This is a genomic window from Aurantibacter crassamenti, assembly GCF_016811105.1.
Classification (GTDB): Bacteria; Bacteroidota; Bacteroidia; order Flavobacteriales; family Flavobacteriaceae; genus Aurantibacter_A; species Aurantibacter_A crassamenti.
In genome coordinates, this window is record NZ_JAFBGM010000001.1 from 296,493 (window position 1) to 311,428 (window position 14,936).

Genomic DNA, 14,936 nt, shown 5'->3' on the forward strand with positions numbered 1-14,936 from the left:
TCAATTTCTAATAATTTTAACTCAACTTAAAACAATCATTTTATGAAAATCATTTTATTTAGAAGTTTGTTGCTGATTGGAGCATTTTTATGCTTTGGTCAATTACAGGCTCAAAAAGAAGTGACAGGTACTGTTTCTGATAGCAGTGGTCCGTTGCCTGGCGCAAGTGTAGTTGTCAAAGGCACAAACACAGGTGCTCAAACAGATTTTGATGGTAATTACACCATAAACGTACCAGATGATGACGCGGTTTTAACCATCAGCTATATTGGTTACAAAAGTGTTGACATTATTGTTGCAGACCAAACAGTTATCAACACTACGCTTGCTGAAGATGCACAAGCACTTGAGGAAGTAATAATTATTGGTTATGGTACCACTACAGTAAAAGATGCTACTGGTTCGGTATCCGCCGTTACCTCTGAAGATTTTAATGGCGGTGTGATTAGTTCTCCTGAACAGTTAATACAAGGTAAAACTGCGGGTGTTAATATTCAACAAACCAGTGGAGAACCAGGTGCAGGTATTAACATTAACATTAGAGGAGCGAACTCAGTTAGAGCAAACAACAATCCTTTATTTGTAGTAGACGGCGTTGCACTTTTTGGAGAAAGCACAGATGCTCAAGGAACCGTAAGTAATTCTGCTAACAGTGGCGAACAAGGCAATCCATTGAGTTTCTTAAATCCGAATGATATTGAAAGTATGAGTATACTTAAAGATGCTTCGGCAACTGCAATATATGGTTCACGTGGTGCGAACGGGGTTGTTATAATTACAACTAAGAGTGGTAAAGGTTCTGCCGGTGGAAAATGGGAATTTTCTTCAAATGTTACATATACTAAACCGGTTAGAAAATTCGACCTTTTAACTACTGAAGAATATTTAACTGCATTGCCTGATTTTGGTGGTGACCCAGCGGCTAACAATTTTGGCGCTGATACTGATTGGCAAGATGTAGTTTTAAGAAGTACAGCTTCTACTAATCAAAATCTATCGTATTCACACAATTACGGCTCTGGTAACATCAGAACAACTTTTGGATACCAGAAACAACTTGGTGTGATGGAAAAATCTGATTTTGAAAGAATTACAGGTAGATTGAATTTAAATCAAAGATTATTTAATGACAAACTACTTATTGGCTTACAAACTTCAGTTTCTAGGGTAAACCAACAAAAACCTCCTTTAAATAATACCGCTGGTGCAAGTGGAGATATTCTTGGTGCTGCTTATGCTGCTAATCCAACCTGGCCAGCTGACCAATTCTTTAGACCAGCTGGGAGTATTTCGATCAACCCTTTAAATTCTCTTGAGCAAACTGAGAACATTACCCACACGGATCGTTTTCTTATTAATGCGTCTGCAGAGTACAAATTTACAGACAACCTTTCAGCAAAGGTAAATACTGGTTTTGATACTTCAAATAGTAATAATACATCTGTATTAAGTAAGAATTTATTTTTTGCAGGTATTGTTGACAATGGCTTTGGAACTTACAATACATTAGAACGTAATAACAAAACTTTAGAAGTAACAGTAAATTACAATAAAGAATTCAACAACTCTAATCTTGATTTTGTTGCTGGTTATGCTTATCAAGATTTCCAAACTCAAGGTAGAAATGCCCAAGCAAGAGGATTTCAATCAAGTGTACTAAGTGAAATGGCAGAGGACCTTAAATATGCAGTTAATGATGCACAATTTGCTGCTACAGGCGAATATCAACAATATTTTTACGCTACTAATTTTAGCGGTTTAAATATTAACCGTCTGTTTCCTTCATCAGGTACTGATAATATACCTTATACACCTACTAGTGCAATTGCTGCAGTTTCTGCTGACACTTATGACAACACAGATGAGTTACAATCATTTTTTGGTAGAGTAAATTATAGTATAGCAAGCAAGTATTTATTTACAGGTACTCTTAGAGCTGATGGTTCTTCACGTTTTGGACCAGAATATCAATACGGATATTTTCCATCTGCAGCTTTTGCTTGGCAATTGGGTGAAGAAGATTTTATAGGCGAAAATGTCTCAACACTAAAGCTTCGTGTTAGTGCTGGTATTACTGGTAACCAAGATGGTCTAGGTTATGGTAACTTTGTAGCAAGACAACGTTATGGAGGTGTAGGCATCAACAATGATAACACAATCAATCAAAATGGTTTATCAATTGTTGCAACTGACAATCCTGAACTAAGATGGGAGTCTACGACGGATATGAATATAGGTTTAGACTTTGGGTTTAACAATGAACGTTTTAACGGTAGTATAGATGTATATAAAAGAGACACAAAAGATCTTTTATTAAGAACTCCACCGGCCTTGCCTGCTACTACTCCGTTTCAATTCTCAAATGTTGATGCAACTGTAGTAAATCAAGGTATTGAATTAGCCTTGGGTTATGATTGGATACAAACAGAAGATGTAACATTCACAACATCATTTAATATTGCATATAACAAGAATGAAATTCAGGACTTTGCTGGTGCAATTAATTCTGGACCAATTAATGGGCCTGGATTATCAGGTGCATTTGCACAACGATTTGAAGCAGGGTATTCATTATTCTCATACTACATGGCAATATTTGAAGGCTTTGATTCTACTGGAAATCCAATTTACACTGATGTTGATGGAAATGGTATTGGTGATCCAGATGTAGACAAAACTTGGATCGGCGAAGATGGTTTACCAGATTTCACTTCTGGTCTTTCACTTAACTTAACAGTGAAAAACTTTGATTTTGGAGCCTACTTCTCAGCTCAATCTGGATTTTCGGTGTACAACAACACTTCAAATGCCTTGTTAAACGCTGGTCAATTAGGTACGGCTCGAAACGTAACATCTAATGTATTGACAGAAGGTGAAGATCCTGGTGCTTCAACCGCGGTATCTTCTAGATTCTTGGAAAAAGGTGATTTTATAAGATTCCAAAATGCATCGATAGGATATACCGTTCCATTATCCGGTGAAGGCTTCTTAGATAACTTAAGAGTATCATTAACTGGACAAAATTTATTTTTAATAACAGACTATAGCGGTGCAGATCCAGAAGTTAGCGTTGCAACCGGTAATTTAAACGCAGCCAACTTACCAACACGTGGTATAGATTGGGCAGCGTACCCTAACCCAATGACAGTTACATTTAGTATCAACGCATCGTTTTAAAAAAAGTTAGAAAAATGAAAAACAATAAATTAAAAATTTTCGGATTATCACTTGTTGCAACCTTAGGGTTAGTATCGTGTACCGATTTAGAAATTGAAGAAACGGACTCATTTATTACGGAAGGTTTCGTAGGTTTAGAAAACCCATCTTCTGCCTTAGAAGGACTTTATGGTGATATTCGAGGTAATCTTTCTGATCAAGCAAATACCTATGCATTATTTGAAGTAACTACCGATGCGCAATTAATACCAACAAGAGGTGCTGACTGGGGTGATAATGGCCGTTGGAGAAAACTCCACCAACATGAATGGGGTTTAGAGGAGTCAGATATTATCGGACCTTTTGAACAATGGACAAAAAATCAATTATCTGCTTCTCAAATTATTGATGAAAGAAGTGCTGCCTCAGCATCTGATGTTTTGGAAGCACGATTCTTAAGGGCATACAGTATGTGGATTACTTTAGATCTTTATGGCCAAGTACCATTCAGAGACACACAATTACCTAGCACTGAAATACCAGAAGTACTAACAGGTGCTGATGCAGTTAATTTTATTTTGGCAGATTTAGATCTTTGTATTGCTGGTTTATCAAATACACCAGCTGGTGCCGGTGATGATTTACTTAAGCCATCTACTTCAGCTGCTAAATTTTTAAAAGCTAGAATATTATTAAACAGGCATATTTATGAAAATCAATTAACTGATGGTGGTGGTACGCCAAACCCAGCAGATATGACCAGTGTAATTAGTTTAGTTGATGATATTACTGCTAACGGTTATACTTTACAAGAAGGTTATTTCGATATTTTCTTAAAAGATGCAGATTCTGAAACAATTTGGTTTACTGAATCTAATGTTGAAAATGTAATATACGCGCCATTACATGTTAATTCATTTGGATTGGCAGGCGGCGGTGGCTGGAATGGCTTTAGTACCCTAGCTGAATACTATGATTTATTTGAGGGTGACCCTGAAATTAACCGAGTTGAAACTGATCTTACACGGCTTGATGGTCAAGAAGAACGAAGAGGTGGTACACCACCAGAAGGCTTACCATTTACAGGAACTTCTGGTGCAGATCCTGCTGATGGTTACGAGTTTGGTTCTAACGTAGGTTATGGCTTTTTAATCAACCAACAATATGATTTAGATGGTACGAAGATTCAAGATAGACAAGGCGCTGATCTACAGTTTAAAAGAGACTTTACAGATGGCTCAGGTGCAAAAAACCTTATAAACAATAACGAGCAAACCGGGGTTCGAATCATTAAATATAACCCTAGAAACGGACTTGGTACTCAGCATAAGATTCAATTTAGATATGCAGATGCTTATTTAATGAAAGCTGAAGCAATGTTTAGAAGTGGTGGTGACCCATTAACAATGATAAACGAATTAAGAACTATTAGAGATGCACAGCCACTTACCTCAATTAGTGAAAGTGATATTTTAGACGAAAGAGGTAGAGAGTTGTATTTAGAACTAGTTAGACGTACTGATTTAATTCGTTTTGGTCAATATTTAAGAGATTGGGAGTTTAAAGTTCCATCTGCGATTGAAGAGAAAAAACGATTATTATTTCCTATTCCTTTACCACAAATTTTGGCTAACCCAAATTTGGTTCAGAATCCAGGTTATGAATAAAAAATTATTTACTATATAGCCATTAAAGCCCACTCTAATGAGTGGGTTTTATTATTTTTAGATTTAGCTTTCTTTTTACTACATACCGATGTTGAATGTTAAATTTTAAAAAATCTTCGTAGCGCATACATAATTTGGCACTTACTTAATATTCAAAATCTTATCTTAGAAAGTTGATTTATTTTCAACTTTAAATTGCTATTGTTTAAAACATTAAATATAATAGCATTAAAATCTACAATCAGTCTTTTCAACTAGTACATGAAAAAAACTATAGTATTTTTAATTCTTGCATTTTATATTGTTGCTTGCAATAAAAAGAATACTCTTTTTGATAAGATCAATTCTACTATAACACATGTTGATTTTACAAACCAATTATCACCGACCACTGAACTTAACATATTAAGTTATCTATACTACTATAATGGTGCTGGCATTGCCGCTGCGGATTTTAACAATGACGGACTGATTGATTTATTTTTTACAGGCAACCAAGTAAATGATGAATTATACTTAAATAGAGGTGATTTTCAATTTGAAAAAATTACAAAACAAGCAGGTTTTCAAACTAAAAATAGTTGGTCTACAGGAGTTACCCATGTTGATATAAATAATGATGGCCTTCTTGATATTTATATTTGTAAAGCATCAAAATATCGAGCTTTAGAAGGTCAAAATTTACTCTATATAAATAAAGGAATTGATTCGAATGGTATTCCGAGTTTTAAAGAAGAATCAAAAAAATATGGGTTAGACTTTTCTGGGCTTAGTACAAATGCAACATTTTTTGATTATGACCTAGATGGAGACTTAGATATGTACTTGTTAAATCATTCAGTACACCCAAATAACAATTACGGACATGGATCTAAACGAAAAGGCTACAACCCAATATCAGGTGATGTTCTTTTTAAAAATCAAAACGGAAAATTTGTAGATACTAGTGAAGAAGCGGGCATATTTCAAGGTGAAATTGGTTATGGTTTAGGCCTTGCAATTAGTGATATAAATAATGATGGCTACCCTGATATTTATATAGGGAATGACTTCTTTGAAAATGATTACCTCTACATCAATCAAAAAAACGGCAAATTCAATGAAGTAAACTCACAAAAAAAATCTGGTATAGGTCACACATCGCATTACTCAATGGGCAATGATATAGCTGACATAAATAATGATGGCCTAATGGACATCATTTCATTAGATATGTTACCTGAAAATTTAGAAACGTATAAATCATCAGGTTTAGAATATTCTTATTCCATATACAATCAATATCTAAATAAAAACTATGCTCCACAGTACATGCAAAACACATTACAATTAAACAATTCTAACAATCAATTTTCAGAAATAGCTTTTTTAAGTGGTATTGCTGCAACTGAATGGTCTTGGGGTGCTTTGTTCGCTGATTTTAATAATGATGGATATAATGACCTTTTTGTTTCTAATGGAATAAAAGGTGCAACTAATGATATGGATTATTTGAATTTCATTTCAAATGATGATATACAACGTAGAATTGATGCAGGCATGAAGGAATCAGACCTACCTCTAATAACTGAAATTCCAGAAAAAAAGACTTCGAATTATATTTTCAAAAACAACGGAGACCTCACTTTTTCTAACATGACTCACAAATGGTTAGAAGAAGAACGCTCATTTAGTAATGGGTCAATTTATGCTGACTTAGATAACGATGGTGATTTAGATCTTGTTATAAACAATGTAAATCAAGAAGCCTTCATTTTAGAAAATAAAACTAAAGTTGGAAATTACTTGAATATCAAATTCAATGGTTCTAAAAATAATCTACAAGGTATTGGCGCAAAAGTCACAATCTATTCAGATAAAACAATCACCAAAGAAAACTATACTTCAAGAGGATATTTATCATCAATACCACCTAACCTACATTTCGGTTTTGGAACAGAAAAAAATATTGATTCATTAAAAGTACAATGGCCTGATGGCAAAACTGAGACCTTAAAATCTATAAATACAAACACAACTATTACATTAAATTACACGAATGCCAAGGTTCAAAACTCCTTAAGAAACAATCAACAATTAAAGTATTTTACTAAAAAAGACTCATTAATAAATTTCAAACACAAAGAACAAGCTTCTTTAGATTTTGATCGAAAACCACTAATTCCCTTTGCAAATTCGAATAATGGCCCGTGCATTTCAGTTGCAGATATTAATAATGATGGTCTTGAAGATGTCTTTATTGGTGGCGCTAAAAAACAAACTTCAGCATTATTAATTCAAACTGAAAATGGTGAATTTATAAACGCACAAGATGATCTCTTTGAAGCAAACAATATCAATGAAGATACTGCAAGTTTGTTTTTTGATGCGAATGGTGATGGATATTTAGATTTAGTAGTAGGCAGTGGTGGTAATGAATTTACCTCTGGCACAGCTATAGAACCAAGACTCTACATTAATGAAAATGGAACCTTTAAACTAAAAAAAGAAGTTTTTAAAAACATAAGAGCTAATATATCAAAAATTGCTGCTGCAGATATTGATAACGATGGTGATATAGACCTCATACTAGCAGCTGATCAAGTTCCTACAGAATTTGGCTTATCACCCAAACAGCACTTATTTCTAAATGATGGTAATGGTAATTTCATAGATAAGATTAAAAAAATAGCCCCTCAATTAGAAAATATTGGCAATATCAAAGATTTAGTTTTTGCAGATATCAATCATGATAATAAAACAGATTTAATTGTCGTAGGTCATTGGATGCCAGTTTCAATATTTTTAAATAATGGCAATCAATTAATTTTACAAGAAAATAATGGTTTAGAATTTTCAAAAGGTTGGTGGAATTCATTGAATGTTACAGACGTCGATAATGATGGGGATCTTGATTTCATATGTGGTAACTGGGGTCTAAATTCTAAATTTAATGCATCAAAAGAAAAACCAATTACGCTTTATAGAAATGATTTTGATACGAACGGAAGTATTGAAGTATTGGTAACCTATTTTTACAACGACATTGAAACTACCTTTGCATCCAAAGATGATTTAGTAAAACAATTACCTTTTCTCAACAAAAAATATCTTTCATATAATAAATTTGCCAAAGCAAGTATTAAAGAACTTTTCGGAGGTGAAAACTTGAATAATTCTGATAAAAAACAAGTCTACGAACTTCAAAGTTCCGTTTTTATTAATGATGGTGATAACAATTTTACAATAAAGTCATTACCACTAATAGCGCAATCTTCTCAAATAAATTCAATTGCCGTAGATGATGTAAATAATGATGGTTATGACGACCTTATTTTGGCTGGCAACAACTATCAAATTAGCACACAATTGGGTAGGCTTGATGGTTGTCATGGGTTAATTTTACAAAATGATAAAAAAGGAGGTTTTTCATGGGTAAAAGAACAAAATTTAGATATAAATGGTGTTTCTAGAACTATTAAAAATATAACTGTCGATGGTGTACCTGGCTACTTAATTGGCCGTAATAATTCTACACCCATTGTTCTATTAAAAACTAAATAATGTATAAGTATCAACAAAAATTATTTTATGTACTTCTTCTTGTAGTTATCGTATCGTGTACTAAAAAAGAAGAAGAAAGTAAAAAAACGATTGAGACGCTATTCACTTTAATGAAATCAGAAGATACAGGTATTGATTTCATCAATAAAGTAGAAAATAAAAAGGATTTTAATATTTTCAAATATCGTAATCTATATAATGGCGGTGGCGTTGCCATTGGTGATATTAATAATGATGGATTGGTTGATGTTTACTTAACCGGGAATAAAGAAAAAAACAAATTATACTTAAATCAAGGAGATTTTAAATTTAAAGATATTTCAAGTTCAGCTGGTATTGAAGGCAATAAACCTTGGTCTACCGGTGTAGTAATGGTAGATATAAATGCTGATGGCTTACTTGATATTTATGTTAGTAATGCAGGTAACATGAAAGGAAACAATCATGATAATGACCTCTATATAAATAATGGTGACCTTACATTTACAGAGAAAGCTGAAGAATACAATTTAGCTAAGACAGGTTTTACTACACACGCATCATTTTTTGATTACGATAAAGATGGCGACCTAGACGCCTACATTTTAAACAATAGCAATATACCCGTAAGCAGTTTAGGCTACGCTGAACAACGTGATGTTCGAGCGCAAGACTGGGAAGGTGTCCCACATATTTTTAGAGGTGTTGGTGATATGCTATTAAGAAACGATAACGGCAAATTTGTTGACGTAAGTGAAGAATCAGGAATTTATGGCAGCCTAATTGGTTTCGGATTAGGTGTTTTAGTTACTGATATAAATCAAGATTTATATCCAGATATTTATATTTCAAATGATTTTTATGAAAGAGATTATTTGTACATAAATCAGCAAGATGGCACCTTTAAAGAAGAAATTAAAGACTATGTATCGCATCTTAGTCTATCTGCTATGGGTATAGATATTGCTGATATTAATAACGACGGTCACAATGATATATTTATTACAGATATGTTACCAGAAGCTGAAGAAAGGGTAAAGTCAGTAATGGAGTTTGAAGGCTATAATGTCTATAATTTAAAAAGAAGTAAAGATTTTTCGCAACAGTACATTCAAAACACACTTCAACTTAATAACGGCAATGGCTCTTTTTCTGAAATTGCATATTACAGTGGTGTACATGCCACAGACTGGAGTTGGGCAGGTCTACTTTTTGACATGGATAATGACGGTCTAAAAGATATTTTTATTACCAATGGAATTAATCATGATCTTACTGATTTAGATTTTGTTGATTTTTTTGCCAATGAAATCATTCAAAAAATGGCGTTAACTGGTAAAAAAGAGTCCATTGATTCCATTATTAACAAAATGCCAATTAAACCTCAACCCAATTATGCGTACAAAAACAAAGGGGATCTTACATTCAAAAACTCAAATAAAGAATGGGGTTTTGAACTTGCAACAAGATCTAATGGCGCCGCTTATGGTGATTTAGATAATGATGGTGATTTAGATTTAGTAATAAATAATGTTAATACAGAATCATTTGTATATAGAAACAACTCTAATAAACAAAAGGAAAATAATTTCATTCAACTACAATTTAAGGGTATTGATAAAAACCCTTTTGCTATTGGAACCTTAGCTAAATTTTATTTTGGAGAAAATATTGTGAACCAAGAACTTATGCCATCAAGAGGCTTTCAGTCTTCGGTAGATTACAAAATGACCTTGGGTATCGGAAAACATAATGAGTTGGACTCTATTCGTGTAATATGGCCAAATGACAAAACACAACTCTTAACTAAAGTAAAAGCGAATCAGTTTTTAACACTTATTCAGACCGAAGCTGCTGAAACTTATCAAGTTCAACCCAATAAAATTTATAAAACACTTTTAAAAGAATTAGATAATGATAGTTTTCTCGCTCATAAAGAGAACAACTATAATGATTTTGATTATGAAGGTTTAATTTATAAAAAGCTATCTCAAGAAGGTCCGGCTTTGGCTGTTGGTGATGTTGACAATGATGGTAATGAAGATTTTTACATTGGTGGGTCTAAAGACCAAGCAGGTTTACTATACAAACATAGAGGAGCTGGCAAGTTTGTAAAATCGCAACAATCTATTTTTGAAAAAGACAAAAACTTTGAGGATACTGCCGCAGCTTTTTTTGATGTCGATAATGACAATGATTTAGACCTAATGATAGGTAGTAGCGGCAATGAAGTAGGCAGTGAAAAAGAATACAAAGCACGCCTCTATCTAAATGATGGCAAAGGTAACTTTAGCGATTCTGGTCAAAAATTACCAACTACTTTCAAAAACATATCTACAATAGCGCCACAAGATTTTGATTCAGATGGTGATATAGATGTTTTTATTGGATCTAGAAGTGTTGTTGGTATTTACGGTTTAGACCCGGATCATCTACTATTAGAAAATAAGGAAGGTAAATTTGAAGATGCTACAGAACGAAGAGCATTTGATTTAAAGAATACTGGTATGATTACGCATTCTGTTTGGGCAGATATGAATGGCGATAAAAAACAAGATTTAATTACAGTATCAGACTGGGGTACACCAGAAATTTACACAAATACAGGAAAACGTCTACAAAAACTTAATTCATCACTTGACAGTTTGCATGGATGGTGGAATACCGTTGCAACAGCTGATTTAGATAAAGATGGCGACTTAGATTTAATACTTGGCAATCAAGGTGAAAACTTGCATTACATGCCAAAAGATGGTGAAGTAATGAAACTATGGATTAATGATTTTGACAATAACGGCACAATAGAGCAAATAGTAACTTTAAGTATTGCTGGCAAAGACTATCCTATACTACAAAAAAAGGAAATCACAGGGCAATTAACATCCTTAAAAAATAGAAATTTAAAAGCATCAGATTATGCCAAACGCACTATACAAGAACTATTTTCAAAAGCAGTAATTGATCAATCAATAGTAAAACAAGTTAACACTGCGGCCTCGGTAATTGCGGTAAATGAAGGTGAAGGTAAATTCACAATCAAAAGACTACCAAGCAGGTCTCAATTTTCTTGTATCTGCAGTATTAATTGTATCGACATAAATAATGATGGAAACTTAGATTTAATCATGGGCGGTAATAATTTCGAATTCAAACCCCAATATTCTAGATTAGATGCTAATTACGGAAACGTTTTACTAGGCAATGGAAAACTTGATTTTGAATGGCAAAACTATGATGAAAGTGGATTTTTCATTCGTGAAGAAATAAAACATTTAGCAGAAGTAAAAGATAAAAACGGAAAACGATTTATTGTAACGGCCATTAATGAAAGTAAACCTAAAATATTTGCACTAGATGAATAAACTAGTTATTGTTTTTTGTATCAGCTTTCTTTTAATTAATTGTTCTGAAAAAGAGAAACTTTTTAATTTGCCGTCTGCAGCTAAAACAGGGGTTAATTTTACCAATACATTAACCGAAACTGATGATGTCAATATTCTAGATTATCTATATTTCTATAATGGTGGCGGTGTTGCAATTGGTGACGTAAATAACGACAACCTCCCTGATATCTATTTTTCAGGAAACCAAGTCAAAAACAAATTGTATTTAAACAAGGGCAATTTACAATTTGAAGATATAACTGATAAGGCCAACGTATCAGGCAACAGCACATGGAATACTGGTACCATTATGGCTGATGTGAATGGCGATGGTTGGTTAGACATATATGTATGTGCCGTAGTAGGCATTAATGGTTTTAATGGTCACAATGAACTTTTCATTAATAACCAAGACGGTACTTTCAGCGAAAAAGCATCTGAATATGGTCTTGATTTCGATTCGTATAGCTCGTCCGCCGCATTCTTTGATTTCGACTTAGATGGTGATTTAGATTTATACTTACTAAATCACGCTGTACATACTTCAGAGTCTTATGGAAAAGCTGATTTAAGATATCAAAGAAACTTTGAAACTGGCGATAAACTATTACGAAATGACGATGGTAAATTTATTGATATCAGTGAACAAGCTGGAATTTTCGGTGGAATAAATGGCTACGGTTTGGGTTTGGCAATATCAGATTTTAATCTAGACGGCTACCCAGATATTTATGTAGGTAATGATTTTCATGAAGACGATTATTATTATTTAAACAACCAAAATGGAACATTTACTGAAAGTTTACGAAGTGCTTTTGGACACACAAGTAGATTTTCAATGGGCAATGATGTTGCAGATATAAATCATGATGGTTATCCTGATTTAATATCATTAGATATGTTACCAGAAGAAGAGATTCCTCTTAAATCTTCTGAAGGAGATGATAATTTGCAAACTCAAAAAATGCGTATTGAACAATACGGGTACCAATATCAATTTACACGCAATATGCTACATATCAATCGGGAAGATGGAAATTTCACCGAAACGGCATTAATGAGTGGTATAGCCGCGACAGACTGGAGTTGGAGCGCCCTCTTTGCCGATTATAATCAAGATGGTGAACAAGACCTATTTATTGCTAATGGCATACCTAAACGACCTAATGATTTAGATTTTATCAATTTCATTTCAAATGAACAAGTTAGCAGTAAAATAAACAACACTAAACTAGTAGATAAAAAAGCGTTAAAAATGATGCCTACTGGCACACATTATAATTACTTTTTTGAAGGCAAAGGAAAACTAGGTTTTCAAAATCAATCTAAAAATTGGGCAGCTACAGATACACTTGCTTCTGCAGCCTCTGCATACGGTGACTTAGATAATGATGGCGACTTAGACTTAGTAGTTAGTAATTTAAATGTACCGGCAACTATTTATGAAAACAAAACCAACGAAAAATCAGATTTCATAAAAATTAAATTCGCATCAAATACGCAAAACAAGTTTGCAATTGGCGCAAAAGTGTATGCTTATAACAACAATATTTTACAATATAAAGAGCTCTTCACCACAAGAGGTTTTCAATCTTCTTCAGAAAATATTATTCATTTTGGTTTTGGTAAATCAGAAAAAATTGATTCATTAAAAATTGTATGGCCTAACAAAACATTTCAGATTTTACATAAAGTTAATACAAATCAAACATTATTAATTTCTCCTGAAAACACAAAACCATTTGATTACAATCGCTTTCAACCGTCCAAGCAATTAATGTTCAAAAAAGACAGTACAAATCTTGGAATCAATTTTACCCATTATGAGGATAGTTATCTTGATTTTAACAGAGAAAAACTGATTCCATATAAAATTTCAGATCGAGGGCCTGCGTTTGCTGAAGGTGATTTAAACAATGACGGCAAGAAAGATTTATTTTTTGGTGGATCAAAATTTACTCCTTCACAGACATATCTTAATAAAGACAGTGTATATGTTCAAAATGACGTAGTTGAAATTAAAGCTGATTCTATAAAAGAAAACATAAGTGCAAGTATCGCTGATTTTAATGGCGATGGTAAAAACGATATAATTATTGGTTCTGGTGGTGGCGATTTCTTTGGAAATTCAAAAGCTCTAATGGATAGTTATTATACGCAATCTGACGCAGGTTTTACAGTAGAAAAACTCCCTGAAATTTTTCAAAATTCCTCAATTGTGGCACCATTTGATTATGATGATGACGGAGATTTAGATGTTTTTATTGGAGGTCAATCAGAGTCTGGTAATTTCGGACAAAAGGTTCAATCTTATCTCCTAAAAAATGAGAATGGCAATTTTACTATAGATGAAAATTTCAAATATGAAGGTATGATTACTGATGCCATTTGGACTGATTTTGACAGTGACGGTACTTTTGATTTAATAATTGTTGGTGAATGGGCTGCTCCAAGGTTTATAAAAAACATTGATGGTGTATTTCATGAAGTTAAAACACCTAACATTAGTGGTCTTTGGCAATCAATTCATGCCTTTGATATTGATGAAGATGGTGATACAGATTATCTATTAGGTAATTGGGGGTTGAACACAAAATTCAATGCTACTGATAAGAATCCACTCAGATTATATTATAACGATTTTGATAATAATGGACAAACTGAAACCATTACTGCCATTTATAAAAATGGTTCTTATTACACCTTAGAAAATTTAGATGGTTTGGCAAGTCAAGTTGTTTCACTGCGTAAAAAATTTAATTCATACACTTCGATTGCAGGTAAAGCTATTGAAGAAGTTTTTGATAAAACACAGCTATCAAAATCAACAATTTTAGAGGTAAACACATTAGCGTCAGGATATCTAAAAAACAATGATGGTGATTTTGTTTTTATTCCTTTTAAAAGCGAGTTACAGGTTGCACCAATCCTCGATTTTGTGACTTATGATTTTGATAACAATGGAAAAAATGAAGTATTAGCAGGGGGAAACTATTTTGGTGTCAAACCATTTCATGGTCGTTTTGATTCTTTTGCTGGAGCATTAATAAAAAATGAACATGAATATATTTTAGGAAGTCAATTAGGTTTAAACTTTACACAAAAATCAATTCGTCATCTACACACTATTGAACTCAACAATAAACCTTATTTATTAGTTATTTATAATAATGCACCTATTGAGACCTATCAAATACTAAATAATTAA

At 33.1% G+C, this 14,936-nt stretch carries 5 protein-coding genes; all 5 read left to right on the forward strand.

All coding sequences use genetic code 11. The features are described 5' to 3' along the window. The first annotated feature begins 42 nt into the window (after positions 1-42). The gene (locus JQC67_RS01255) at positions 43-3,177 is read left to right on the forward strand and encodes a SusC/RagA family TonB-linked outer membrane protein (RefSeq protein WP_203251050.1); all 3,135 of its coding nucleotides are present in this window, start codon (positions 43-45) and stop codon (positions 3,175-3,177) included. A 14-nt stretch (positions 3,178-3,191) separates the two neighbouring features. After that, a complete protein-coding gene (locus tag JQC67_RS01260; RefSeq protein ID WP_203251051.1) occupies positions 3,192-4,823 on the forward strand; it encodes a RagB/SusD family nutrient uptake outer membrane protein in 1,632 nt (543 codons plus the stop codon). 261 nt (positions 4,824-5,084) lie between these two features. After that, entirely contained in the window at positions 5,085-8,366 is a 3,282-nt protein-coding gene (locus JQC67_RS01265) for a VCBS repeat-containing protein (RefSeq protein WP_203251052.1), read from the forward strand. Further along, positions 8,366-11,707, forward strand: coding sequence for a VCBS repeat-containing protein (locus JQC67_RS01270; protein ID WP_203251053.1), 3,342 nt, complete (start codon positions 8,366-8,368; stop codon positions 11,705-11,707). Before JQC67_RS01265 ends, JQC67_RS01270 begins: the two co-directional genes overlap by 1 nt. Next, positions 11,700-14,936: a VCBS repeat-containing protein gene (locus tag JQC67_RS01275; RefSeq protein ID WP_203251054.1), complete on the forward strand. Its 3,237-nt coding sequence runs from the start codon at positions 11,700-11,702 to the stop codon at positions 14,934-14,936. The genes JQC67_RS01270 and JQC67_RS01275 overlap by 8 nt, the downstream gene beginning before the upstream one ends.

Bases quoted from the DNA above. Each gene is read 5' to 3' on its own strand.
- JQC67_RS01260 (WP_203251051.1), top strand. From the start codon at position 3,192: ATGAAAAACAATAAATTAAAAATTTTCGGATTATCACTTGTTGCAACC.
- JQC67_RS01270 (WP_203251053.1), top strand. From the start codon at position 8,366: ATGTATAAGTATCAACAAAAATTATTTTATGTACTTCTTCTTGTAGTT.
- JQC67_RS01275 (WP_203251054.1), top strand. From the start codon at position 11,700: ATGAATAAACTAGTTATTGTTTTTTGTATCAGCTTTCTTTTAATTAAT.
- JQC67_RS01255 (WP_203251050.1), top strand. From the start codon at position 43: ATGAAAATCATTTTATTTAGAAGTTTGTTGCTGATTGGAGCATTTTTA.
- JQC67_RS01265 (WP_203251052.1), top strand. From the start codon at position 5,085: ATGAAAAAAACTATAGTATTTTTAATTCTTGCATTTTATATTGTTGCT.